The organism is Proteiniphilum sp. (assembly GCF_034927365.1).
Classification (GTDB): Bacteria; Bacteroidota; Bacteroidia; order Bacteroidales; family Dysgonomonadaceae; genus Proteiniphilum.
In genome coordinates, this window is the sequence record NZ_JAYFQD010000001.1 from 53,564 (window position 1) to 79,711 (window position 26,148).

18 protein-coding genes and 1 pseudogene are annotated in these 26,148 nt (G+C 43.1%); 3 read left to right on the forward strand and 16 right to left on the reverse strand.

The features are described 5' to 3' along the window. Positions 1-6: 6 nt before the first annotated feature. From VB073_RS00200 to VB073_RS00225, 6 genes are all read right to left on the reverse strand, one after another. On the reverse strand, positions 7-2,352 hold the full coding sequence (locus tag VB073_RS00200; protein WP_323402116.1) for a glycoside hydrolase family 3 N-terminal domain-containing protein: 2,346 nt from the start codon (positions 2,350-2,352) through the stop codon (positions 7-9). Between the two features lie 18 nt (positions 2,353-2,370). Continuing rightward, positions 2,371-3,846, reverse strand: a complete 1,476-nt coding sequence (locus VB073_RS00205; protein ID WP_323402200.1) for a glycoside hydrolase family 30 protein — start codon at positions 3,844-3,846, stop codon at positions 2,371-2,373. An 81-nt stretch (positions 3,847-3,927) separates the two neighbouring features. After that, positions 3,928-5,439 (reverse strand): family 16 glycosylhydrolase, encoded by a 1,512-nt coding sequence (locus tag VB073_RS00210; protein ID WP_323402117.1) that lies wholly within the window; start codon positions 5,437-5,439, stop codon positions 3,928-3,930. A 110-nt stretch (positions 5,440-5,549) separates the two neighbouring features. Next, complete coding sequence (locus VB073_RS00215; protein WP_323402118.1) at positions 5,550-6,935, reverse strand: hypothetical protein; 1,386 nt, start codon at positions 6,933-6,935, stop codon at positions 5,550-5,552. Positions 6,936-6,945: 10 nt separating this feature from the next. Continuing rightward, on the reverse strand, positions 6,946-8,466 hold the full coding sequence (locus tag VB073_RS00220; protein WP_323402119.1) for a RagB/SusD family nutrient uptake outer membrane protein: 1,521 nt from the start codon (positions 8,464-8,466) through the stop codon (positions 6,946-6,948). Positions 8,467-8,480: 14 nt separating this feature from the next. Continuing rightward, the gene (locus tag VB073_RS00225) at positions 8,481-11,906 is read right to left on the reverse strand and encodes a TonB-dependent receptor (RefSeq protein WP_323402120.1); all 3,426 of its coding nucleotides are present in this window, start codon (positions 11,904-11,906) and stop codon (positions 8,481-8,483) included. A 346-nt stretch (positions 11,907-12,252) separates the two neighbouring features. Between VB073_RS00225 and VB073_RS00230 the strand changes: the two genes are divergently transcribed. Both VB073_RS00230 and VB073_RS00235 read left to right on the forward strand, forming a co-directional pair. Beyond that, on the forward strand, positions 12,253-13,236 hold the full coding sequence (locus tag VB073_RS00230) for a UDP-glucuronic acid decarboxylase family protein (RefSeq protein WP_323402121.1): 984 nt from the start codon (positions 12,253-12,255) through the stop codon (positions 13,234-13,236). Next, positions 13,217-14,344 carry a hybrid sensor histidine kinase/response regulator gene (locus VB073_RS00235; protein WP_323402122.1) on the forward strand — a complete coding sequence of 376 codons (1,128 nt, stop codon included), beginning with the start codon at positions 13,217-13,219 and terminating at the stop codon, positions 14,342-14,344. Before VB073_RS00230 ends, VB073_RS00235 begins: the two co-directional genes overlap by 20 nt. On the opposite strand, the gene VB073_RS00240 is transcribed toward VB073_RS00235, so the two are convergent. Then, positions 14,313-15,407, reverse strand: coding sequence for an endonuclease/exonuclease/phosphatase family protein (locus VB073_RS00240; protein ID WP_323402123.1), 1,095 nt, complete (start codon positions 15,405-15,407; stop codon positions 14,313-14,315). The genes VB073_RS00235 and VB073_RS00240 overlap by 32 nt on opposite strands. Before the next feature lie 8 nt (positions 15,408-15,415). Then, complete coding sequence (locus tag VB073_RS00245; RefSeq protein ID WP_323402124.1) at positions 15,416-17,650, reverse strand: ATP-binding protein; 2,235 nt, start codon at positions 17,648-17,650, stop codon at positions 15,416-15,418. A 418-nt stretch (positions 17,651-18,068) separates the two neighbouring features. Here VB073_RS00245 and VB073_RS00250 point away from each other — a divergent pair, with 418 nt between their 5' ends. Continuing rightward, a complete protein-coding gene (locus VB073_RS00250) occupies positions 18,069-18,455 on the forward strand; it encodes a hypothetical protein (RefSeq protein ID WP_323402125.1) in 387 nt (128 codons plus the stop codon). A 221-nt stretch (positions 18,456-18,676) separates the two neighbouring features. Here VB073_RS00250 and VB073_RS00255 read toward each other — a convergent pair whose 3' ends face one another. The 8 genes and pseudogenes from VB073_RS00255 to VB073_RS17390 form a co-directional block, all read right to left on the reverse strand. Continuing rightward, positions 18,677-19,864 (reverse strand): glycosyltransferase family 2 protein, encoded by a 1,188-nt coding sequence (locus VB073_RS00255; RefSeq protein ID WP_323402126.1) that lies wholly within the window; start codon positions 19,862-19,864, stop codon positions 18,677-18,679. Positions 19,865-19,884: 20 nt separating this feature from the next. Beyond that, entirely contained in the window at positions 19,885-20,736 is an 852-nt protein-coding gene (locus VB073_RS00260; RefSeq protein ID WP_323402127.1) for a glycosyltransferase family 2 protein, read from the reverse strand. A 14-nt stretch (positions 20,737-20,750) separates the two neighbouring features. Next, the gene (locus VB073_RS00265) at positions 20,751-22,202 is read right to left on the reverse strand and encodes a hypothetical protein (RefSeq protein WP_323402128.1); all 1,452 of its coding nucleotides are present in this window, start codon (positions 22,200-22,202) and stop codon (positions 20,751-20,753) included. Between the two features lie 137 nt (positions 22,203-22,339). Beyond that, the gene (locus VB073_RS00270; protein ID WP_323402129.1) at positions 22,340-23,494 is read right to left on the reverse strand and encodes a glycosyltransferase family 4 protein; all 1,155 of its coding nucleotides are present in this window, start codon (positions 23,492-23,494) and stop codon (positions 22,340-22,342) included. Then, a complete protein-coding gene (locus tag VB073_RS00275; RefSeq protein ID WP_323402130.1) occupies positions 23,491-24,393 on the reverse strand; it encodes an SP_1767 family glycosyltransferase in 903 nt (300 codons plus the stop codon). The genes VB073_RS00270 and VB073_RS00275 overlap by 4 nt, the downstream gene beginning before the upstream one ends. A 14-nt stretch (positions 24,394-24,407) precedes the next feature. After that, entirely contained in the window at positions 24,408-25,526 is a 1,119-nt protein-coding gene (locus VB073_RS00280; RefSeq protein ID WP_323402131.1) for a glycosyltransferase family 1 protein, read from the reverse strand. 105 nt (positions 25,527-25,631) lie between these two features. Continuing rightward, a complete protein-coding gene (locus VB073_RS00285) occupies positions 25,632-25,985 on the reverse strand; it encodes a transposase family protein (RefSeq protein ID WP_323402132.1) in 354 nt (117 codons plus the stop codon). Between the two features lie 13 nt (positions 25,986-25,998). Then, positions 25,999-26,049 (reverse strand): annotated as a pseudogene (locus tag VB073_RS17390) (hypothetical protein); the annotation flags it as partial. Positions 26,050-26,148: the final 99 nt, after the last annotated feature.

Below are 26,148 nucleotides of genomic sequence, written 5' to 3' on the forward strand. Positions count from 1 at the left end.
TTTACTCTACTTATTGGGTGTATCCCAAATACGGGTCTTGCTACAATTGATCATGGCAATCTGATTTCCTGCCTGTAATTTAAATTCGCCTGCTTCGAGTGTCCACTTCCCATGCTCATTCACAAAAGCCAGATCATCCGCCTTCAACAGGAATGTAACCGTTTTGGTTTCACCCGGTTTGAGCGATATCTTTTCAAATGCACGCAAACGGCGCACATCGGGAGAAAGGGAGGCTACCATATCGCTACTAAAAAGAAGTACCGACTCTTTACCGGCTACTGCACCACTGTTCTTCACATCCACGGTCACGGTCATCACATCGCCCGACACGAACTCCTGCTCACTCACTGCTAAATTGGTATACTCAAAAGTGGTGTAACTCAAGCCAAAACCGAAGGGATACTGTATCGATGTCTGTGCGCCGTAATCATAGGCACCTTCCATCTTACCGTCGATATTCTGACTGGGTTTATGATCATAGGTAATCAACCCTTGCTCAAATTTCGGATAGGTATAGGGCAGTTTTCCACTCGGATTTATATCCCCGGTGAGTACATCGGCCAGGGCATCGCCTCCGAAATTGCCTGGAAGATAGAGTTGGATGATTGCTTTGGAATCCGGTTCGATCCTACGGATCAGGCGTGGTCGTCCTTCATTCAGTACCAGGATGACCGGTTTTCCGGTTTTTTGCAGCGCCAGTGCAAGGGCTGTCTGATTTTCCGACAGGGTCAGCTCATCGAGATTACCCGGTGTTTCACAATAGGAGTTCTCTCCTACACACAACACGATATAATCGACTCCAGCCGCGGCAGCAACTGCTCTCCCGATCTCGGGAGAATTTTCCTCATAATACTGTCCATCCATCTTGTAGGTTACACCCGGTTCATACCTCACGTTAGGAACGCCGAACTTATGCTGTAACGCCTCATAAATAGTGTTGTAGTCCTGTGCAAACTCTTCGGTCTTCTCTCCCTGCCACGAATAGCTCCAGCCACCGTTGAGGGTACGCATGGAGTGTGCATTGGGGCCGGTAACCAGGATTCGTGCATTGGCCGGTAACGGGAGGATATTATTCTCATTCTTCAACAGGGTGATCGACTCATCCGCAGCTGCTTTTGCCACTGCCTCACTCTCCCTGCTCCCGAAATCAGGATAGTCGGAACGCGACCAGTAAGGATTTTCAAAGAGTCCCAAACGGAATTTCAACCGCAATACCCTACGTACGGCATCATCAATCCGGCTCATGGGCACCTCACCTTCTTCCACCAATTCTACTAATGCAGGGCAAAAGGCCAGGTTATAAGGCTCCATCACCAAGTCGATACCGGCATTGATAGCTGTTTTTACTGCTCCCTTATAATCGACGGCGATCCTGTCACGTGAAAGCAGGTTCTGCACATCGGCCCAATCGGTCACGATCACCCCGTCGAACGCGAGATCCTCTTTCACCCATTCGGTCAACAGCCTGTAATCGGCATGAGTGGAAACAGCGTTAATAATACCCGAATTGACCATCAGTGAAAGTGCTCCCCCTTCTACGATAGAAGTACGAAAGGGTTCAAAATATTTCTCACGCAATTCACTTTCGGAGATAAGGGCAGGTGTACGGTCCTTTCCTGAAACAGGGACACCATAGCCCATATAATGTTTCGTGCAAGCAGCAATATGATGGCTACCGACATTATTGCGGTCATCACCCTGGAACCCCAGCGTAGAGGCTAATCCCATTTGGGCATTTAGATAAGCATCTTCCCCGTAGCTCTCCCACTGGCGTGACCAACGGGCATCCCTTCCCAAATCCATTGTGGGCGCAAAAGTCCAGGCGATATTACTTGCCCGGGTTTCATAAGCCGCAATACGGGATCCTTCTTTCATCAGGTTGGTATTAAAGGAGGCAGCCATCCCCACACCCTGGGGGAAAAGAGTGGATCCGGCAGTATAAGTAGTTCCGTGGATGGCATCGATTCCATAGATGACCGGTATGCCGGTCTCAGCCAACGCTCTCTCCTGTATCGTCCTGACAGCCTTCTCCCACACTTCGGTGGTACGGGCCCTGTTGTTGGCCGTATTCAGGATGGAGCCCACCTTGTATTTGCCGATCACCGTATCGAGCATACCGGGATCGATTTCGAAAGGTTCATCACTATAATAGATATTCCCTCCTTTTCCAATCACGTCGAGCGTAAACTGTGCCATCTGGCCCACTTTCTCTTCGAGGGTCATCCTTGCCATGATACTGTCAATCTTTTTCTCAATATTGGTATCCAGACCCACAACCGATACTCTACCACCTCCTGTATTGCAGGAGGTTATCAGGAGTAACAAAAGAACTATATAACTGTACTTTATCATTTTCATCACCGTTTAAATTTATTTGCTTTTTTTCCATCGATACGAAATAACAGATTTGGCAGGTACCTCATAACTGAAATGATTGGTTCCATCGTCCAATGTGATGAATTTATCGGAAGTACTGTTATTCAACAAAACGACAGCATAAGTACCATCGGTATTTTCAAACGCTGAAAAATAATAACCACTCTCGTTGAACCCCGACGTACCTATACGAACCGCCCCTGGTTTTACCACTGAGGAAAGATGTCCGATGATATAGTAATGCGAGTTGCGTGTAATAGTCGAATAATTCGAACGGTTGATATCCACCGCACCATAGCAGGTCTGGCAACCCCCTTCACGATTGGGGCCACGGTCGCTGTCGAGCATCAGATTCCAGACAATAACGCCTTTACACCAATTATTCACCGTTCCCAGTGCCACATCCCGCATATCATCCATCAGCCGTACTTCAAGGTTACGCCCATCATTCCATGTCCCGATAGACGTCTCGGTGAAGATTAACTCCCGGTCGGGATACCTGCCATGTATGTCGAGAAGCTCCGACTTATTTCCTCCATAATTATGATAAGCCGCTCCGGCTACCAGATCGATATCGATACCGGCATCATAGATCTTTACCGGATAATCATTCTGGTCAGGCATATTATCATAATTATAGTTATGATCGAACAGATAGATCTTCGTAGTCAGTGACGCTTCCTTGAATTTGGGAACCAGGTGGTTTTTTACAAATTCGAGTTGCTCCTCCCAACCCATGAAAAGGGAAGCGGAATTCCCCCGGTTCAACGGTTCATTCTGGGGTGTTACGGAGTAGATATTGATCCCATGTTGTTTGAAAGCATCGATCCATTTCACAAAATAATCGGCATAATCGGCATAGTGGGCCGGATTGAGTTGGCCGCTCGTCCATGAATTGAAAGGCTGAAGATCGGTCAGGTTATTCACCTTCATCCATCGTGGGGGCGTCCAGGGCGAACCCATTATCTTCAGTTCGGGATTAATGGCCAGGATCTCTTTCAGAATAGGAATCACGTAATCGGTCTCTTCAGGGGTCAGGCCGAACCCGGTTTCTTTATTGTCCCAACAGGTATATTCGCTTAATGAGAAATCAGAGCAACCGATAGATATCCTGACGTAACTCTGCCCCATCCCCTCTGAATGTGAAAATGTCTCTTTCAGGAATTTAGCCCGATTCTCTTTCGTCATCTGTTGCAGGTTATAACAGGTGGAACCCGTAATAGCGGCTCCAAAGCCATCCATCGTCTGATAACGCGTTTCCGGCTCCAATTTGATTATACTCCCCGGTGATGGATTGTCCTTCTGACTAAACGCCGTTTCCTGTTTCCTGAAATTCTGTGACCGGGTATTGGTCGTGATATAAATCGTCACATCATTACTATCCGTTTTTCCGGGCTGCTCCGGCTTTTCCTCTTTCTTTTCTTCTTTTATTGGATCCTGGCATGAGGTAGAGCCGTAAAACGCCAGCATCAACAGAAACATTTTCAAACTGAGTAACATTTTCATCTATTTTTATTCCATTCTTTCACTATCCAAGGAAGAGGCGATCATTCACTTTTGAAATACCCTCACATAATCGATTTCATACGTCGCGGGCAGCTTGCTTTCATCAATACCCTGCGACCCGCCCCAATCGCCACCCCATGCCAGGTTAAGTTTCAGGTAAAAAGGCACATTGAATGGCCAGGTATGTTTATTGTTCTGTTTGTCGTTATTGAAACGAAAATATTCCTCACCGTCGACAAACGCCCTGATATAGTCTGCCGTCCACTCGAGGGCATACACGTGAAATTCGGTTTCTGCATTACCGATCGTCTTTGTAGCTGTTTTCTCGGTTTTCTTCACGTGGTTATAACTCTCCGTATGTACCGAAGACTGAACTACATTGGGCCGGTAACCCACATATTCCATGATATCAATCTCGCCGTCGAACGGCCAATTTTTGAAGTTCTTGGGCATCATCCAGAAGGCGGGCCATGTTCCTTTTCCACCGGGCACTTTCAGGCGTGCTTCGAAATAACCATAGGTCCAGCTCTCGCTGGTATTGATGCGTGCCGAAATGACCCTGTCTCCCTGCTTCCGTGCAACTATCTTAAGTGTACCATCGTAGATGGAAGCCACCGTATCACTACCTGCAAATCCGCCGACATAAGTCTGTAATTCATTGTTGACTGCACCCTTAGCCAGATTTTCATACCACCACTTCCCGCTGTTCAAGAGCGATGCTCTTCCATCCTGAAGGCGCGGTTCGTTGAATTCTTCCTGCCAGACTAATCTATAACCGGCAGGTGTCGGTATTTCGGGATATACATAAGTAGCATAATCCGGCTTTTTGAATGTCTCGGTTGGTATAAATCCTGTCCAGACAAGAATTCTTTGCAATGAAGAGTTGGAAGTACAATCGAGGTTTTCCAGATTTACATTCGTCCGGATATCCAGTTCCTTGAGTTGGTTGCCCGCACAGTTCAGTGCTCTCAATGATTTCAGTCCGGATATATCAATGGTTTGAAGTGAATTATTACGACAGTTCAGAGAAGTCAGTGATACGAATTTCTCGATCCCCTGCAACGAGGAAATACCCTTTGCACTCACATCCAGGGTAGTAATGGCCCTGACTTCGGATTCACTGACCCGGCCATCCTTATCCGTATCAAAATTAGCAATACAATAGGTTTTGAAGGCGGCATCCGGTATATCTACCAATACTACACGGCCTTGTTGGGTTATAGTATATTGCTTTGAGAACTTACCCGATTTAAAGGTGAGGATAGCTGTACGCGGCTGTTCTGAAGAATATCTCTCCACAGTAACTTTCAGCACGCTATTCCCCGCAACTCCCCCCGAAGGCGACAATTTACACCAACTCTGATCGGAGGAGACACCCCACTCGGCATTCGAATTCACATTAATCTCCCGGGTTTCCACCTCGGCGGAAAAAGTCAATGATCCGGGTGAAAGCGCAATAGTTACCTCTACGGAAGGAGGTTGAGGTTCATTATTATTTCCACAACTATTGAACAATGTCAACCATGGGATTATAATCAGTCCGATTAATCGTTTCATCTCTCTATTTATTTTTTGCTTGCCTGACAATGCAAGGGGTTATCACTGTTTCACACAAGATACCCAGGTAATAGTTCTAATCACTATTACCCAGGCTTCAGTTTACAAAATTAATCTATTTTTTTCAAACGATACTTCCACGAAATACCTTCACCCAAAGATACGAGTTCCATGATGGTGGTCGTCATCTTTGTGATCTTATATTTCGGATTGTTATATACTGCATCCGAAGGCATATAAGTAAACAGGGTTTTCGACGGGAGATTCAGGTAGTATGTCCCCGATTCTTCCGTAACCGTATATGTGGCTGTCTGTTGTGCTACCGGAACCAGATAATCGGCACCATCATTGAGATTATATTCGGGAAAGAAAGTGCAGTCCTTATTCACATATATCTGACCTCCTTCACCCGGATCAAAGAGATAGGAACCGTTAGCGCCAAATGTCATGACATCATCATATAAACCCCAGTCGGCTTTCTCATTGGCTGAAGCACTCCACCAGCCCGTGGGATCATCAGGACTCGGGCCACAACCAAAATGTCCTCTTACGGATGGTTCCCACGTCCATTTCCCTACGATACCTGTGGCATATTCTTTGCCGCTCAGTTCATCCCCTTCATCAGAGTCACCCGTCTCGGGAACTACCGTTCCGTCATCATCGGCATGATCCTTCAGTACAATTTTATCCAGCGTGATGATACTATTTTCACTGTTACCGCCAAAATCAAACACCAGTTTCAGTGTAGCAATATCAATACCGTTCATTTCACTTTTCCAGAAACAAACAGGTTCATTGGCTTTAAGTTTAATCGTCTCCTCGAAAAAGAAAACACCATCATTCGAGCTATCTGTCAATTTCACCATCACATGAGGATGATCCTTTGTAGAAGAAAGAATGACAGAAAAATCATATGCTTTGGAGGAGACAGTACCGATATTGGTTATCAAGGCCATCTGCGCTTGCCATGTATCGGTTGTGGCTGCAGGTAAGGTTACCGTATAGGAACCTTTTTCAAGCGTATAGGCAGGATCTGCAATCTGCGACCATCCGGGAGCGTACCAGAAGGTGGGTTGATTGATCACCGCTTTTTTCCACATATTGAACTCAGAGTCATAGACAAAACCACCAAAACCTTTCATCAGCGATTTATCGATATGGAATGACCTGGTAACGGAGCCGTCGCTTATCCCGTTACGGTTTGATAATTTTACTTCCACGGTGTAATCACCTGCATCTTTGAATACTTTCTGGAATCCGTTAATGGTCGAATAGCTTCCATCGCTAAAAATCCAAACAGGCATATATCCTGACACACCAGTCATCTTGAATGTCACATTATTGGTTTCCTGGTCGACAACGATCGAAATAGCATCATCAGGAATATCGGAGACGGAAGGAATACCTTTTGCATCCACTCCATCATACTGCTCAGGGGTACATGCTCCCAAAAGAAGTGAGAACATGGTCATGTATAATATATATATCTTTTTCATATTGCGGGTATTAATAGTTATTCTGTGTCAACAGACCTTGTGCCGCATCGATATCGCTTTGCGGAATAGGCAGGTATTTTTTATTAGGTGTCCAGGAATTTGTACGGTACTTGCCATCGGGAACGAGTACCGTGGCTGCTTTACCACTACGGATCAGGTCCCAGTAGCGTTTTCCTTCACCCACAAACTCCAACCGGCGCTCCTGAATGATATTATCCACCGTAGGGGCAATAGGGCTCAATCCTGCACGGCTGCGCACTTCATTCAGGTAACCCTGTGCCGTTCCTTTGCCTGAAGTTCCACGTGCCAGCAGTTCGGATGCGTACAATAATGTTTCCGCATACCGGTATACCCGGAAGTTATTATTGTAGTTCATATCGGCAGCACCGGTATTTCCGGTATTTCCTCCCACACGGGGTAAGTACTTCCTCAGGAAATACCCTGTATCCTGATAACGTCCTTTGTAAGTAGCCCCGGTAGAAGCAGCATAATCTGCAAAATTGAGAATACTGCCATCACGACGCTTATCACTCGCGTCATACATTTGATAAGCTTCTTCCCGAACCGGTTCGAATCCCCAACCACCTTCGTAATGAGGACTGCCACCAAGATTATCTATACCGATCAATTTCGGGTAAACGGAACCACCGGCGGCAATAGCAGCATCCCAGGCACGCTTACCTGCAACGGACACATAATTGATTTCGAAAATCGATTCACTGTTCCATTCCCCGGCTTCTTCCCAGATGGAAGCAAAATCATTTACCAGACTATACTTCCTGGATTCGATAATCTCTTCCATATAAGCAAGTGCTTTCGGATATCTGCTCTCGTCCTGCTGGTACATCACCACCTCGGCATAGAGCATGTAAGCCATGGCTTTCGATACCCGTCCATACCACTGTGCACTTGTACGAATATCCAATCCGCCATTATCAATAGCATCTTCCAATGCTGTTACTATACCGGTATACACATCGTCGGCCTTGCTCTGCTCATGGACATATGGAAATGAAAGGTTCTTTTCGTAATAGGGTATATTCCCCCATAGTTTCCATAACCAGTTGTAATAGAATGAGCGCAATACCTTTGCCTCGGCACTATAAAGGGCTCTTTTTTCGTCAGAGATATCTTTTACATTTTCAATGTTCTCCAGTACCACATTCGCACGGTTTACTCCCGAGTAAAAAGTTGTCCAGAGATCACTTACCACCGAAGTGGGCAAAGCATTATAATTAAACATACGGTGCAGGTAAATACAGTCGTTTTCATTCTCTCCACCTACATAGACGTCATCCGACATCACATCTGAAACAAAACCAATGTGGGTGTATTGTCCCCATGCATAGTCAATCCATTTCAAAGGATCATATGCAGCTACCAATGCTTCAAAAATGCGTGCATCCGAGTTGTAGTATTCTTCAATAGAGACCTGGCTGGGTGGGTCCATGTTAAGGAAATCAGTCGTACATGAAGTCCCGGTTATACCCAGGAGGATGCAGCTTATCAAAATTAGAATATATTTTTTCATATGACTCTGTTCAATTAAAAGTTTAGATTTAGCCCGAAAGTATAGGTTCTCGCCTGAGGATATATACCGCGGTCAATACCGATCTGCGTACCCCCGGAAGAGATTTCCGGATCGAACCCTTCATATCTGGTGAAAGTCAACAAATTTTCAGCCGACACAAAAAAGCGTAAACTTGAAATCAGAAGATTTCTTGTCAGCTCTTTGGGCAATGTGTATCCCAACTGTATGTTCTTCAAGCGCAGATATGAGCCATCTTTGATGTATAAATCGGATGACAGCCAGTTGCTGTTATTATCAGAAAAGGTGAAGCGAGGAATACGGTTAGAAGTTCCTTCACCGGTCCAACGATCCAGCATATAGGAAGGCAGATTGATGGAAGCAATATCCGTACGGCGTGTTGCGTCAAAGATATCGTTGCCCTGTGTGCCCTGCCACATCATATAGAAATCAAAGTTTTTCCACGAAGCAGAGAGGTTCAAACCGAATGTCCAGTCGGGCATACCTTTCCCGATTCCGGTCTTGTCGTTATCATCAATCTTACCATCACCGTTTATATCTACGAAACGGACATCACCCGGCAACGCTTTGGGTTGTATCAACGACACATTGCCTTCCTTATCTGTATAGGTATAGCTGTTTATTTCATCCTGATTCTGGAAAATCCCATTGGTTTTGTAACCGTAGAAGAACGGGAACGGTTGTCCATTTTCGGCTCTGGAAACGGTTCCTACATTCTGATAATTATCGTAATTCTCGAATCCGGTTTCGTTTCCTAAATTAATCAATTTATTCTTCAGATAGGTAGCATTGGCTCCGATCCGGAAATTGAAGTCAGACACCTCAAACCGATATGCTGTTTCAAATTCGAAACCGGAGTTCTCCATCTCACCCACGTTACCCCAAGGTTTGGATTCTCCCACATATGAAGGGATAGGCATCCACATCAACATACCATCGGTAATCTTCTTATAATAGTCGGCACTCATAGTCAACGCATTGGCTAAAAATCCAAAATCAATCCCTATATTCGTCTGTATGGATTGCTCCCACCGCAGATCCTTATTGGCCAAGCCATTGGGCTTGGTTCCATTGTACAGCTTTATGGCATCACCCATCCCGAAGAAATAGTTATTCGCGGTCTGTGTAAAAGCTTTAAAACGGAAATCATCGATATTTTCGTTACCGTTCTTTCCCCATGAAAACCGAAGTTTTGTACTGCTCAGCCAATCGGGGCGGTCTTCGGCAAATTCTTCGTTGGTGATATTCCATCCCAGCGAGAATGAAGGAAATGTAGCCCATGGATTATTGGTTCCAAATCTGGAAGAGCCATCGCGACGAATGGTTGCCTGAAGTATATAACGCTCGCCGTAGTTGTAGCTTAAGCGTGCAAAGTAGGAGGCCAATGCATGGGGATTGGTCGATCCGCCGTACACGCTCATATCACCGTTGGCGGCCGTACCGGTTGTAAAATCGATATTTGCCTTGTCGGGATTTTCTTCTACCATGTAGTGGTTGCTTCCTCCCACCCTACGGCCGGCAGTTTTCTTGGCAGATTGTCCCAACAATAGGGCAAGATTATGTGAACCAAAAGTTTTATCATACGACAATGTGTTTTCCAACTGCCATACCAATGCACGGTTCATTTCCGACCATACAGCCGATCTTTCGGATTTGTTGGATTGTCCCAGGTAATAGACCGGTCTCCATCCATCATTCCCCCAGAAAGCCATGTCCGTACCGAACGACGACCGGAATTTCAGGTTATCCCAGATGACCACTTCTCCCCAGAAATTGGAAATGAATTTATCAGCATTCCCTCTATCTCCCGGCAGAGTCAGGAAAGCCAGAGGATTCACCATTTCATTATAATCGGAACCGGCCACTGTATAGATACGTCCGTTCTTCTTATCCCGTACAGGCACAAAATTGGGCGTATTGGCATATCTTTCAAATACAGCATCCTCATCCTCTTCATATATTCCAAGTATCGGTGAAAAAGCAAGGGCACTCCCCAGCGGTGAGCCATATTCGGAATTGGTGCTAATCCCCTGCGACTGGATACGCGAATAGGCCAGGTTAGCACCGAAGGTGACATTACTTAACCAGTTACGTTCATTCTTGGCATCCATCAACACGTAACTATTATTGGAACGCAAGGCGAGACGTTTGTAGTTGGAACGGTCAAAATTCCCCCCGACAATACCATCCTGCATATAGTAACCTGCCGACAAATAATAATTGAGCCGTTGTGAGGTACCGCTCGCGCTGAACTGATGCTGTACTAACGGTGCATTGTAATTGAAAACCTCTTTCTGCCAGTTTGTTCCCTCTCCATATGAATAGGGATCTGCATATAACGGTGAATTTCCTCCGTTCATTCTCCCTTCATTCATCAATATGGCATATTCAGTGGCATTCAGCACACCCCTTTCTTTCCACGGGCTTTGCATCCCGTATGAGAAATCGTAGGTAAAGCTTGCCTTTCCTTCTTTCCCTTTTTTGGTGGTAACGAGAATAACACCATTTGCGGCACGTGTACCGTAAATAGCTCCTGAAGCGGCATCTTTCAGTACCTCAATCGATTCGATATCGTTCGGGTTAAGGTAATCGATACCGCCGTCAATTGGCATTCCATCGACGATATAAACAGGGTTCGAATTATTGATGGTTCCGATACCACGCACACGTACCTTGGCAGCATCACCGGGCTGGCCGGAAGCGGAAGTGACCGTCACACCTGCCGTAAGACCCTTCAGTGCATTGTCAACCCTGACGGGCGCGGTCATTGCCAGGTCGTCGGATGTGACACGGCTGATGGCAGCCGTCACCACACTTTTACGCTGTACACCATAACCGATTACCACGAACTCTTCAAGTTCTTCTGTGTCTTCACGCAGTTGCACATTAAGAACGGTCTGATCGGTAATCGTGAATTGCTGTTCCAAATAACCAATATAAGAAACACGCAATGTGGCACCCCGTTGCACCGATAAGGAGAAATTTCCTGACGTATCGGTAATTGTGCCGACACCGGTGCCTGGAATGGCTATATTTGCTCCGATGACCGGTTCACCATTTTCATCGATCACCCTTCCACTCAGTCTTATCTGCTGTTGGGGTGCCTGTCCTGTTTGAGTGGCAGCTTCCGCCTTCCTGAAAATATAAATCTTGTTGTCCCTCAACTCGTAACCGATGTTACGGGGTGTGAGCAGTTGTTCTAACACCTGCTTAAGATCGATATCGGTCACCCGAATAGTCACAGCATCATTAAGATCCACCGCCTCTTTACTGAAAGCCAGGGTGTAATCAGTTTGTTGGGTGATGCTCTCCAACACAGTTCTCAGATTTGTCTGGCTGAAATTCAAGCTCACTTTTTGTGCCATGCCAATTGTAGTACTCAGCACAAAGAGCGACATTAGAATTATCCATCGCCTTTTCATTGGAATTTTTCCCATGGTTCATTTTACATATTAAAAAATTAAACATAAAAAATTTAACCTCACTAAATTCACGTTCTCCCTACTTCTACAGATACTGATTTAACACTTTTGAAAGCTTGTTATCGCTTCTTTATAGTAGACACGGGAGAGTTGTAAAAGGATGAGTTGGAAGAAAAAATTAACACAATAAAAATATAACAGATTTATTATAAGCTATATACATTTTATTCCGGCACAAGGATTCACATTAATATTATTCAATACTGAGAAATATTACCAAATAAATTAAAATTGTTTGATATTTTATATATATTTGCATACACAATCAATCGTGTTACATGTTTCAATGAAAAGAATCTTGATTACCGGAGGTGCGGGATTTATAGGCTCTCACTTATGTGAAATTTTACTAAACCAAGGTCATCGCGTAATTTGTCTTGACAACTTTCTTACAGGATGTAAAGAAAATATTGCTCACCTCATGGAAAATGACCGTTTTCAATTGTTGGAACATGACATCGTGTATCCCTGTCCGGTCGTGCCTGTGGATGAAATATATAATTTAGCCTGTCCGGCGTCTCCTGTCCATTATCAGCGGGATCCGATCAAGACCATGAAGATATCGGTGATGGGCGCATTTAATATTTTACAACTCGCCAGGCAATACAATGCAAAAATTTTACTGGCTTCCACAAGCGAAATTTACGGGGATCCTTTGGAACACCCCCAGCAGGAGTCCTATTGGGGAAATGTGAACCCGATCGGAGCACGTTCGTGTTACGATGAAGGGAAGCGTTGTGCGGAAACGATTTTCATGGACCACTACCGGAAAGAAAAAGTACGGATTAAAATTGTACGGATATTTAATACCTACGGGCCGGGGATGCTGTCTCATGACGGGAGAGTAATCTCCAATTTCATCCTTCAGGCATTGCAGGATGAAGACATTACCATTTACGGTGACGGCAACCAGACCCGCAGCTTTCAGTATATCGACGATCTGATAGATGGTCTGACAAGGCTGATGGATACGGAAGATGATTTTGTAGGACCTATCAATATTGGGAATCCATCGGAGTTCACCATTAAAGAGTTGGCAGAACGTATTGTCCGGCTCACCAATTCCCGCTCCAGGCTGGTATATAAGCCCTTGCCTGAAGATGATCCTAAACAGCGAAGACCGGATATCAGCCTCGCCCGGGAAATACTGAACTGGAATCCTACCGTCACTCTCGACGAAGGATTATCTAAAATGATTGCACATTTCAAAAAAAGAATAATAACGACATATTCAAATAAGGAAGAAGTTAATGGATTTTTCGTTGTATAAAATATTGATAGTAGATGATATTCCTACCAATGTTTGGTTATTGAAATCGATGTTAGAGCAATCGGGATTGCAGGTCTGCACCGCAGGTAATTCGGAAGAGGCGCTTGCCCGGCTCAAAACTGAACCAATCGACTTGATATTGCTGGATGTCTTAATGCCTGGTGTCAATGGTTTTGAATTGGCGGAACAGCTAAAGAGTGACCTCGATTTCCGGGAGATACCGATTATTTTCTTAACTGCCCTGAATGAGCCGGGAGATGTAGTCAAAGGGTTTCACACGGGAGGCAATGATTTTATTTCCAAACCGTTCAATAAAGAAGAATTATTCGTCCGGATCCGTCATCAATTAACCTTACTGGAAACAAAAAGAACCATCCAGCGTCAAACCGTCGAACTCCAAAAGGCAATCGCGGGGAGAGACGCTTTATATTCTGTGATTGCACACGACTTACGTCTTCCCATGTCATCACTAAAGATAACCTTTAACGTCCTCCTCCTTAAAATGGAAGAATATCAAATCGGTGAACAGGATATCATGGAGATGCTGCAAACGGCCAATGAAACGACAGAGCAATTATTTTCCCTGCTTGATAACCTTTTGAAATGGATCCGAAGCCAGATAGGTAAATTGGAGGCAGTCCATCAAAGTATTTACCTCGGAGAACTTGCAGAAGGAGTCGTGGAGATTTTCTCGATGGTTGCTTCCACGAAGCGGATAAAAATCAACTTTCAATCCTCGCCGGTGGAGGATACGGAAGTGTGCGTGGATATCGATATGATTAAGACCGCTATCCGGAACCTGCTTAGTAATGCCATCAAATTCAGTTACAACGGCAGTGAAATCGATGTGGTTGTGGAATCTAAAGGAGCTGAAGTATTCTTCCGCGTCACTGATCACGGTTGCGGAATAAAAGAGGAGGACCAGCACAAACTGCTGGATGCGGCAATCCATTACACCACTTTCGGCACGGAGCATGAATCGGGCTCAGGGCTGGGGCTGTTACTGGTGAATGAATTTATGAAACTAAACAACGGCCGGCTGTTTTTCAAATCGAAAGAGGGAGAAGGGTCCACTTTCAGTTTCGCCCTCGCGAAGAAAGAGGGGTAAGATCTACATCCAGCGTCACTATCACCGGTTTATGGTCACTGTATTCCAGTTCGGGGGAATAATAGCGTGTTCCCCTGAATACCTCGCCGGAATAAAAGATATAATCGATCCGGAATAATTTCTTAAGGTATCGGTAGGTATATCCATACCCTTTTCCACAGGAACGGAAACTGTCTTCCATGTCGCCTTTGATTCTCCTGTAGGCATAGGAGGCGGGGGTATCATTAAAATCACCACACAGGATAACCGGACTGGTGCTTCCATCTATCATCTCCCTGATCATATCCGCCTGCCGTGCCCTTATCACTCCATTTACATCCATCATATCCTTTAGCCTGATGATTCGCGAGGTGGCCCGGTCGATATCATCCGAAGGCCTGATCCTGTTCTGGTTCAGGTTGGTGGTCTGCAGATGGACATTGTACACTTTGACTACCTGTCCGTCAATATCCAGCTCCGCCCACATGGCCCTGTTACTGCTTTTATCCGGGAAAGTTATCCTTTGCGACCGTAGGATGGGATACCGGCTAAAGAGAGCAACCTGCATCGCCGGAAGAGATGATGAATCTGCCACATAATAAGGCAGGAACCCGGATAACTCCTCAATCCACTTCGATTGTGCTTCGCCGGCAGAGGGGAATTCCTGCAGGCAGAGGATATCGACCTTCTCATCCACCATAAAAGCGCTCAACTCACGACTGACCACGGATATCTCCCCGATACCTCCCTGCCGGATGTTATAGCTAGCCACCTTCAGTTCCCTGCCGGCCGGCTCAGTCTGTTTAAAGGGCCATTGGAAAACAGCGGAGAGGTACGGGATATTGAGCAGCACGGCAAAAAGAGGAATCACAAACCACCACTTCTTTCTTGCCACCCAGTAGAATATCAGCAAGATATTTACTCCCAATATCAGGGGAAGGAATAAACCCAACCATTGCAACTCCATCTGCCGGGCCGGATGAAGGCGAAATGCCAAAAAACCGCCTACCGCCAGTATGGAAGGGATCATGGTGATCATCCCTCCCACAACATCAAGCAACTTAACCAGGACCCGTATTCCCATCTCCCCTGTTACAAATATTTATGGATGGAAGTAAGCAGGACATCTTTGTCTAACGGCTTGGTGACAAAATCATTGCATCCGCTGTCAAGCAATTCTCTTTTATCCTCTTCATAGGCATAGGCGCTGACAGCAATAATGGGAGGAGATGAAGGCGACTTGCCCCGGATAGCTTTGATCGCCTCCAGGCCGTTCATCTCCGGCATTTTAATATCCATCAAAATCAGGTCGGGATGGTATTTGTCAAATAATTCGACTGCCTGCCGGCCGTTTCTGGCATGGATCAGGCGGTACTGTGAACCTATCAGCACCCGTATCAATTCGAAATTATCGTCGATATCCTCAGCCACCAGGATCGTGGCCTTCTCCCTGCTTTTGTATGGTTGCAGCGGATCCCACTCCGGTTGATCCTGCATTCCTCCATTTTCAGGACCATCGGGTTGCACCGGTATTCTGAACGAGAACAGCGATCCCACCCCCTCTTCGGAGGTAACCGAGATATTCCCTCCCAGACGTTCCACAATCGTCTTACAGATAGATAGTCCCAAACCCGTACCCGGAGCGAAATTGTCAACTTTCACGAAACGGTTGAAGATTATGTCCACTTTATCTTTTGAAATCCCGATACCGGTATCCTTCACATAAAATTCAACGAAATCGGGTATAAGCCTGTAACCTATGGTAATGGTACCCTTCGGTGTAAATTTGACGGCATTGTTGACAAGGTTTGAAATTACTTGTGTCAGCCGGTTTTTATCCGTATTTATGCAAACCTCTTCGTCCGGCAACTCAAGTACCAAAGAAGCTTGCTTGGCACATAACTGATGTGTCATGAAAATCTCCCGGTAGAGATCATTGATTTTCACAGGTGTGTAATCAAATGCAAGTGTCCCCGATTCAATTTTAGAGAGGTCGAGTACCTCGTTGATCAACGATAACAAGCGTTTATTGCTGGACTCGATGATATTGCAAAATTTCTTCCGTTCCTCTGCATTGTCGATATCAGCCATAATAGCCGAAAAGCCGACAATGGCATTCAACGGAGTCCTTATTTCATGGCTCATATTGGAAAGGAATGCCGACTTGAGCCGGTCTGATTCTTCCGCTTTTTCTTTGGCCTTTTTCAGTTGTGCTTCATAACGCAATTGCTCCGAAATGTCGCGGCGGATATGCCAGATGATCTCTTCGCCATATTCGTTTCGTATAATATAAGAGATACATTTGGAACTAATCACATTGGTCTTGGGATAAGGATAGTTACAGATATATTTCAGCGTGTCGTCATTTGCCCGCAATGCCTCGATAAAATTATCCCACATCTCTTTATCCTTAAAATTTCCCATCTCCTCATAGGCCTTATATTTTGTAATATCTACATCTTCGGGGATTCCATTCTGTCTACGGCAAAATGGATTGGCAAAGATGAGTGTCCCATCCATTTTGGTAGCAAAAAAGCTGTCGTTAGAGTTGTCCACAGCCTGTGTGACCATTTTCAATTCGTCCCATCTCGATACGATATCGTTGATATTTTGGGCATAACCCTCGAGAATTGCCGCATCGTCCTTGGTACTGTATATATTGACAATCTTTAATTTCAGATAAAAGAGTTTATTATCTTTCATGATCCGATATTCAATCGGCATCTGGTTCAATGCATAATTCGCGAAAAAGTTTTCGAGTCTTTCCCGGTCTTTCGGGTATACGCTTTTCAGGTATTCATCCATTGTGAAGGTAAATCTCTCGTTTTCCTTCATCAAAATACCGGTATATCCGCAATAGTCGAAAGTCCTGGTTGACGTATCATAACTCCAGTAGCCTATTTTAGCCGCCCGTTCGGTTTCCGTGAGGCGTTCATTCGCCATCTGCAGGCTTTTTTTCATTTGGCTCCGTTTGGTGATATCCCGATACTGGCACAACAGGTGCTCATCATCATATTTCTGGATGATGCATTTGAAGAAGTAGAGTTGGCCAGGGGCGGGAAGATCATAATTCGCGTTGGAGACTTCTCCTGTCCGGATAACATATTCTATGGCCGGTTTCAATTCACGTACGGTTTCTTCCGGGAAATAGTCGAAAATATTTTTCCCCAACAACGTATATTGATCATTTACATAGGGATTATTCTCCGTCTTAACGATCATATCAATACATGTTCCGTCGTTTTTTAGAAATAACAAGGTGTCGCAAGTCATTTTCAATAAACGGCCAGCCTGGCTGTCGTCGAGTAGAATACCTTTTGTTTCCATGTGTAATTCTTCTTCAAATAATTCATTGCAAAGATCGCTCTTTTTATGCTAAAATTCGCTCGATAATCAGGAAAAATATCTATGCCGAAGACGAATTAAATGACGTTTCAACTACCGGGGATTTGTCGGTAGTTCAAGACAAGCAGAAGACTGGCTTTTGGAGGGGTTTAGGTCGTACCTTAGTCGTATCTCGGTCGTATCTTGCTCTTTTAAATTAGAACCAGATAAGAGTTAACCAAGACTGAAATAACGCTCATATATGCATTAGCAATTTCTGTAATATATAAAGGCGAATCTCCTCTCTGGTTACATCATACTTATAGCTTACTTTTTGTGTAACCTTATTTCAGGACGAGACATTTTGAAAAATTTGGATTACCTTTGCCGGGCGTAAGAATGTGATACTCCAATTATTTTCATGATAAAAACAAAGATAATATTTAATATTTTCTGTGCTATTTTTCTACTTTTAGCATCGTGTTATAAAGAGCCAAATCTTGTTTCCGATCAAATCTATAAGATCGATAAAATCACGTCTATCCAAACTCTATTTGAAAGTATAGCCCGTCAACCTGAAATTGCTGTAGATTTGATACAAACTGCTGAGAATGTTGCCGGATATAGAGATATTTCGGAGTTAGCCCCTATTGATGAAAGTATAAGCAAGAAATTCGGTTATGCCCGAGGAGTCTGTATCTCAGCCTGTGCAGAAGCTATCGCTCGTCAACCCGAATCTCATGCTATACTGACAGCTACCGCTGTAAAGTTCTTAGGGGCATATAATGGAACAGGTATTACAGCGTAAATAAACGAGTATTCCAAGGTAAGGGCATTACCGGGTATTTTAGGAGGTATTTCCCGTCAACCGGATGCCTTCAGCTCCATTAATGAAATGAGTAATACCTTATTAGGTGTGGAACTCACTAAAGAATAATTTTACTATAATTCCATGGTTTGCCGGCAAAGATTTGAATATTTCATGTCGAATGAAACCGAATATTTTATCGGGGGCTTACGCATATACAATTAATACTGTCTTTCCGCTTTTTCCCAGGCGGCGTTTCCTTTAAAATTTTTGAGATAGACCATACCTTTGAACACGTTGAGGTTCATGAACAGGAAATAGTAAGGGATAAATAATAGTTTCGATTGAATGCTGCGGTGCGCCAGATACCATCCGAGCAAGGCCAACAGGTAGAAAACAATTTGCCCGGCGACGAATAGCTGGTACAGCCATATGGGCGTTGCGCACATCAACAATAAGGCAATATTGAGTGGTATGAGCAAAAATAAGGCGACGGGCGTGATTGTCCACCGCAATACCCGGTGGGAGATGTATTGAAAGCTAAGCCATCCATAACGAAAGATATTCAGTAACGGGAGGAGCCGTCGCACCGCTTGTATCCCCCCGGCGACGATACGCACCTTCCTTTTCTCCTCCTCTTTCATATTGAGTGATGCCGATTCCATCGCATAGGCATTTTTACAGTAAGCAATCCGGTAACCCTTCTTGGCTATTCGCAAAGAGAGTATAAAGTCGTCCAGCAGGGTATCTTCGGGCATCTCCTCAAAAAGGGCTGTACGAATGGCGAAAAGTTCACCGGCAGCACCCACGGCAGAATAGAGACGGGAATCAAGCTCTTTCAACGCCGATTCATAACGCCAATAAGCCCCTTCGCCGCCCGACGATGCGGTATCTTTTTCTTTTACGGCAATTCGTTTTTCTCCGGCTACACATCCTGTCCGGGGATCGGTAAACGCTCTTACAATTTCTTTTACCGCTCCTTTATTGATCATTGTATTGGCGTCGGTAAAGACAACAACAGGCGTCGTTACCGACTTCATCCCCCGGTTGATAGCCGCGGTTTTCCCTCTTCGTTCCGGCTGGAAGAGCACGGTAACGTCCGGGTATCCCGCCAGGACTTCATTGGTCTTATCGGAAGACCCATCCGTTACCCAGTATATTTTCAGTTTATCTTCAGGATAATCGATTAATAAGCAGTTTTCCATTTTTGCATCTATCACCTTCGCCTCGTTATATGCCGAGATAAAAAGCGTCACTTCCGGCAAGATCTCCAGCAATTCCGGCTTTTTAGGGGGCATAAATCTCTCTTTCACCTTTACGGCAATCCAAAGGATTATCCCATACCCGATATAGGTATAGAATACCAGGAACAAACAAAAGAAAAAGAGGAAAGAAATAGCCGCGCTCATCTTATAATTATTTTTTAATCCTATTTTATCAAGTTCGATTCTTCATCTTTAGGAGGTTTAGTTTGTCTGGTAAAAAAGAAATTAAAATTCTTCAACGCTCGTGTAATTCTCACTTTAAAACTATCGAACAATGAACCATCTGCATCCAACGTATTACTCGCAGTTACAGCGCGTGCTTTCCGCGATGTTATTAATTTTATTTTTCCATATTTTTTGAGGCCTAAAGCCATCGAACCATCTTCCCCCCGGATAAGTTCTACACGGTAACCTACTTTCCTACCGTATTCTGCTACATAAGCGAATACCATTCCCCGCACTCCCCGTTCCGGACGATTCAGATAAATAGCGCGTATGTATAGATCTCTCAGGAGTTCATACATCTTCAGCCCCCATTTGGAATGATTAGCGTCCGGAATAAAACTCCAAAAAGAAGATACTGCTACCACTCCCGGTTTTTCCAATCCGTTGATCATGGTTTCAATATAACGAGGTGGGTACATTGTATCCGAATCAATACAGACATAATATTTCCCACGGGCATGGTTTAATCCGCAGCGACGGGCATACCCACAACTCTTTTTCTCCTCAAAGTACATAGGAATACCTGTTGCATCGAAAACGTCTCCCGTCCGATCAACAGAATTATTATTCACTCCAATAATTTCGATTGGATACCGGCAAATATTTTCACTCAGCGACCACAGGCAACTCATCAGACGTGTCTCTTCATTATGGGCAACTACCACCACGGAAGCCAACGGCTGTTCACTGTTCAATCGTTGCAATTTTTCCCTCACCTTTTCAATCGTTTCCGGAGAGACAGAAGAAAAGGGTTTTTCAAAAACCGACAAGTATTTGGTGTACCAAGGCATAATTCGTTATTGCTTTATCTTCTGAGCCTTTCCTGAAGATTTGATTTTATTTCCGAATCTTTTAGCATGTCTACAAAATAGGATGCATCGTTTCTACTGAATACAGAAAAATCAGATTCATATTTTTCAACGAAATGAGTCGCATGTTCCACCAGATATTTACGGCAATCGATATTCAGCATCACCCCGTCTTCATAATCTGTATAGGATAATCCCGTCACTTTGTTATCTGAAGTTATCTGTTTAATTTGTTCCTTTTTTATTCCGGACAGGTTCACCGTGACGGAGGGATAGTAAAAATACTGTTGCGAAGGTAGGGAAATTTTTAATTTAATCGTGTTTCCGTTTATCTCTTTGGTTACGGAGCCGTGTACCCGGTAATAATTATATTCGTAGTATTCTTCCAGTGACGGAAACCAGACGGAATCATCGCCGTCTTTCCCGTACGTATTGTTTAACCAAAGCAGAAATTCGGCAAAAGTAACACCTGTTCCATGTATACCTACATGAACGGCTTGCCTCTCTTCTTTGGACTTTCTCAATTCGGATTCTATTTTACTGACAATGTCGTATGAAGAGTCATAGAAAGTCCTTTCCAGTAAACCCTTGTGCAGGTCTGTTTGTACGTTGAAAGGGTATAAAGGGACAACCTGTGGGCCGGTGGCTGCGGTATTTTGTGCAGTCATGATCACGATCGGGGCATAATTGAAAGCGGCGGTAACGTAGGTTTTGTTTCCACTGGGCTCTGCCAGGGTTTTACACCCTCTTCCCGATAATTTATTTAATATGATCTGTTGGGATAAGGTGTAGTGTTTAATAATGGAATCTTCCTGATTAACGGCCTCTGTATTTACATCATGGAATGCAATTCCCGTACCATACGCCAACATTTCATACATATTGTTCCAGGTTAATCCGGATTTCATATAAAAGCGGGCATAGTTTTTTGTAAATCCTTTATTCACATCTGTTTTTGCATCCATCCATTCCCATTCAGGGGCCAATGTTGTCGTAAAAGCAAAACGAACCTCTTTCCCTGTTCCGTCGGTACTCCCGAGGGTCTTTTTGAAATAAAGAACATCGGGAGGCAGATCTCCTGCTGCCAATTGTTCCGCACTGTAATAATAATTATAAGAAAGCGGTTTTCCGTTGATCGCGGCCCATGTTGTACTGTAAGCCGCATGTTTACAATCATCCTGCGTGAGCATAAATAACCACGATTTGTTGTATTTAAGAACCGGGATTTCAGCTTCCATGATATCCGTATCGATCCCGTTATCCGTTTCCAACATGATTTCCGCCATCACATTTTGCGCTTCGTTTTCATACGGATACAGGTATCTTACATATTCCGTACCCTGATTATTCTCGGTATTTTCCTGGTATACATCTTTATCTATGCAGGAAGTAAAAATAATCAGTAAACCTACAAGAATAGTTTTATAAGGATTAATTGTGAAACACATGAGTTTAATATTTTAATTACTAAGATAATATATGCAAAAATAGTTTATTTTATTTATAAAGCATTTATCTTCCGTTTATTCAAACCTTATTTTTCTCTGATCAGGTTAGAAATTATTCTTTGATCTTTTGGTTTTGTTTATTCAATTAATAAATTTTTCTTTTGTGACAATTCTTCGAATAAATCCTTCCATTCAGACATGATTTTTTCTATTCTAAATCTTTTGACATTTTCCCGGGCATTATCGCCCAATTGTTTTCGAATATCTTCGTTCCTGATCAGGTAACAAATTTTTTCAGCGAGCATTTCAATATTTCCATTCTCAACGAGTAATCCGTCCTGTCCATCAGTAATAATATCTTTGGGACCACACGGGCAGGCAAAAGATACCGGCGGCACTCCGCAAGTCATCGCTTCAATCAATACCATCCCGAATCCTTCATACCGGGAGCTTAATACAAAAATGGAACTCTCTAAATACTTTTGCTTAATATCCGTTGTCTTTCCTTCCAGGAAACAGGAATCAGAAAGGCCAAGTGTTTGAATTCTATTCTCTAACTCAGTCCGATCTCCTTCCCCGTAAATATGTAAAGACCAATCGGGATATTTGCCTGAAACTATTTTCCACGTATCCACCAAAAGATCAAAACCCTTATGATAAGTATAACGTCCTCCGGCAATTACTCTTTTATTTTCCAGTGGTGCGGATTCTTTACTTATCAACGTGGAAGGATTGTGAATAATAATTGTATTATTTAATTCGGGCCATTTTTCCTGCTCTTCTTTGGTTAATAAAACTATTTTAGAAAACAATTTCAACTTTTTGGAAAAATGATGTTGGAGATATGAATTGATTCTCTTAAATCGTCTGTACGATTCACCAGAAATTGAATAATAAGCATTTCGGGTTACATGGAGTTCACCAATTTTGATACTTCCGTCTTGTAACGAGTTAATAAAATTAATTTCCCTCCTCAACGTAGAAATTGTAATATCCGGTCTGGATCTATTTAGGAAGTTAGAGAAGCGGGATTTGAACAAGTAATATTTAAAAGGATAAATGATTAATTTTAATATTGATGAATGATATTTTCCTGTATCGAAAATAACATTCAAATCATAATGACGAACTTTGGATGATAGCGGATAATAAATGTTTTTTCCTTGCTGCTCAGACGTTAAAATGGTTACATCATAGCCCAATATATCGGCAAAATAATTGGCTTTTTCCGTAATTACCCGTTCCAACCCTCCGGAAATATAAAGCGAAGGTAAATAATAAACGATTTTCATACAGAACAAATAATTTGGCGATGATAATCCTCTTCCGTTGCTAAAGCAATTTCCTTTCCGGTCAAGGCCTCATTGACATATTTAGAGGGAACACTTACTTTGTGCATGGCTCCCATCCTTAACCATTCGTATTCAATATCTACGTGCCCAATATCGATGGCCTGATAGCCGGCCCGATATAAATCATAAGCTAAAACCGTAGCCGTGGGACCCAAAGCAATAAGGAATAATACGTTTTTATCCTGTTCCAATGCTTTTTCTAAAATAGCACCATACTTATCGAATGCATTTACCGGAGGACAAAGAATACGCTGGATAGATGACGCATTGTCGAATAAATCATTTCCAACCCCTAAACGACTTTTTTCCCCTTCAATAAAAATAATTGAACGTTGATCCCAGATTCTTTTTAGTAGATTAAACCAGCGAGGACTTAACGCTTTCGACTTAAAATCCATATAAGGTCTGGTAATAAACGTATTATAGTAACTACGCCCCGGAATTAAGTAAGTATCCCAAAGATTTCCATATAAATAAAAATGTGTCCTCCAAAATCGTCTTGCTCTTCGGGTATATCTTTCTAATCCCTGGAACGAGTCTGAAATGCAAACTAAATGTTTATCGTTTCGACTCTGTATAACTTCGATTAACCGGCAAGAAAGCAATTCCGATTGTTGCTGGAACCGAATGGATTTCTTACCTATCAAAAGCATCTCTCCATCACCAAATCGGCTGACAGAACACTGGTCTGCAATTATTTTTTCAATACTTTTTTCTATGGAGAGAACAATCGGAATAATCTGTTGCTTCTTTCTCAAAAGTAAGTAAAGTATATTATAGAATTCTACTGTTAAATTGTATCTTACCTTATCTGCAATTATTTTCATTGAATATTTCATCCTTCTTCTCTTTCTTATATAATTGTGTCTAAAATTTTTTGCATCTGATTTTTCCATGATAAATGTGCAACGGATTCTCTAATTTCAATCGGATTCCATCTGTTCTCCCGGTAGAATTCAATTAAGGGTTCAATATTAATTGGACTTTCATCCGCAGGAACTTTCATTATATAAGGCATTTCTTCAAAATCCTCGTCTATTTCAGAATAGATAAACGGTATTCCCCGGGCGGCGTACTCTCTATTTTTGAGCGTTTTGATATAAGTGATATTACTGCGATGCCGGGCTAAACTGCCAATCCCAATATCTGCATGGTCGAATATTTCATCTAAGGCTGTTCCAAACAATCGCCCGTGTAAAATTACATAATTTTCCAATTGATTTTCCGTAATCAAAGGAAGTATTTCAATTCTTTCCCTTTCCCCGCTAAACTCTCCTATAATATGAAAAAATACTTTATAATCGTCTGCTTTGCTTTTGTAATAATCCCTCATTCCAGCAACGACCCTGTCAAACCCATGCCAATAGTGTATTTCCGCAACCCCGATCAAATGTAATTCCGATTGTTTATGGTTATTTTGTTTTAATTTAATAGACGAAAAATCTATTCCGTTAGAAATACGAATGGTACGTTGTCTGAATATTTCAACTTGATCCGAAAACGTAACAATCGCATTCAGTTGTTTTGCCAAACTTTTTCTGAATAATTTATCAATAAACAGTGAGCACTTACTTTCGAATGTGATATATTCTTGATCATAAGGGTAGGTGGGGATTTCCATCACTACTTTTACACCTTTATTCCTTAACTGCCTTACAAAATGAATTAAGAACGGATTGGCGTTATGTTCGGATCTCATATAGACGAAAGAGATCTGTTTCTCTTCTATATAAGCCAGAATGGGAACATAATTAATTCTTTTTTTTATTTTAGCCCGAATTCCTGTCCCTAAACTTATCAACACATTGTCATTTATCATCCATAGGCGCTGCCCATCAGTCGGATCAACGGAATAATAACAATTAACGACATTACAACCAGATTCTTTTAATCCTTTAATCTGAGCTAATTTTTTCTTACTAATGCCATTGTATTCATAAAATCCATTAAATGATATATATAATACTTTCATTGCAAAGGTTTCATTTTGTAGAGACAAAGATATATATTAGTCAATTAAATCTGATTCTAAGTTGGTAAAAGATATAGCCATAATTAAACATTATATTGAATAAAATTATATATGATTTAAACAGAGCGATATAGTCACTCTAAAATTATGGAGTCCGCGAGCAATGAGCATGACCAGATCGTCAAAACCAAACTTGCGACACCTGAATCGATCTTTGACAATACGACATTTCTTTATTCCTCCGATGGCATGTTCCACGAGAATCCGGAAACTCGATATTTTCCTGTTTCCCTCTTTCTGGTCGTCAGTCAACTCCTTGCCTTTGGGTTTCTTCACAGGCATCTTCACGGTCACGTTTTCAGGGGTATACCCCTGGAACCCGTATCCTGCCACAGGGTAATTCCTGTAGGGTTTTAAGGGACTTGAGCAGTATCTCGGACAAACGGTGTACCCATTCATTACACTGGGGCTGGGTCATCCCGTAGGTGGCCCCGTGATACTCCTGTAGAGGGTTATTCTTCAAGTAAGACAGGATGAACAGCAGCTTATCCCTGACAAGGGGCTATTGACTGCTTTTCGGGTTGTACGATATCCTCTACCTGGGATTGCCCTTCAGAGTGAA

Excerpts from the sequence above, each read along its gene's own strand:
- VB073_RS00260 (WP_323402127.1), bottom strand. The coding sequence starts at position 20,736 with ATGCCTTGGTACACCAAATACTTGTCGGTTTTTGAAAAACCCTTTTCT.
- VB073_RS00265 (WP_323402128.1), bottom strand. The coding sequence starts at position 22,202 with ATGTGTTTCACAATTAATCCTTATAAAACTATTCTTGTAGGTTTACTG.
- VB073_RS00200 (WP_323402116.1), bottom strand. The coding sequence starts at position 2,352 with ATGATAAAGTACAGTTATATAGTTCTTTTGTTACTCCTGATAACCTCC.
- VB073_RS00275 (WP_323402130.1), bottom strand. The coding sequence starts at position 24,393 with ATGAAATATTCAATGAAAATAATTGCAGATAAGGTAAGATACAATTTA.
- VB073_RS00230 (WP_323402121.1), top strand. The coding sequence starts at position 12,253 with ATGAAAAGAATCTTGATTACCGGAGGTGCGGGATTTATAGGCTCTCAC.
- VB073_RS00285 (WP_323402132.1), bottom strand. The coding sequence starts at position 25,985 with ATGAATGGGTACACCGTTTGTCCGAGATACTGCTCAAGTCCCTTAAAA.
- VB073_RS00220 (WP_323402119.1), bottom strand. The coding sequence starts at position 8,466 with ATGAAAAAATATATTCTAATTTTGATAAGCTGCATCCTCCTGGGTATA.
- VB073_RS00255 (WP_323402126.1), bottom strand. The coding sequence starts at position 19,864 with ATGAGCGCGGCTATTTCTTTCCTCTTTTTCTTTTGTTTGTTCCTGGTA.
- VB073_RS00210 (WP_323402117.1), bottom strand. The coding sequence starts at position 5,439 with ATGAAACGATTAATCGGACTGATTATAATCCCATGGTTGACATTGTTC.
- VB073_RS00250 (WP_323402125.1), top strand. The coding sequence starts at position 18,069 with ATGATAAAAACAAAGATAATATTTAATATTTTCTGTGCTATTTTTCTA.
- VB073_RS00280 (WP_323402131.1), bottom strand. The coding sequence starts at position 25,526 with ATGAAAGTATTATATATATCATTTAATGGATTTTATGAATACAATGGC.
- VB073_RS00205 (WP_323402200.1), bottom strand. The coding sequence starts at position 3,846 with ATGCTGGCGTTTTACGGCTCTACCTCATGCCAGGATCCAATAAAAGAA.
- VB073_RS00240 (WP_323402123.1), bottom strand. The coding sequence starts at position 15,407 with ATGGGAATACGGGTCCTGGTTAAGTTGCTTGATGTTGTGGGAGGGATG.
- VB073_RS00225 (WP_323402120.1), bottom strand. The coding sequence starts at position 11,906 with ATGAAAAGGCGATGGATAATTCTAATGTCGCTCTTTGTGCTGAGTACT.
- VB073_RS00215 (WP_323402118.1), bottom strand. The coding sequence starts at position 6,935 with ATGAAAAAGATATATATATTATACATGACCATGTTCTCACTTCTTTTG.
- VB073_RS00270 (WP_323402129.1), bottom strand. The coding sequence starts at position 23,494 with ATGAAAATCGTTTATTATTTACCTTCGCTTTATATTTCCGGAGGGTTG.
- VB073_RS00235 (WP_323402122.1), top strand. The coding sequence starts at position 13,217 with ATGGATTTTTCGTTGTATAAAATATTGATAGTAGATGATATTCCTACC.
- VB073_RS00245 (WP_323402124.1), bottom strand. The coding sequence starts at position 17,650 with ATGGAAACAAAAGGTATTCTACTCGACGACAGCCAGGCTGGCCGTTTA.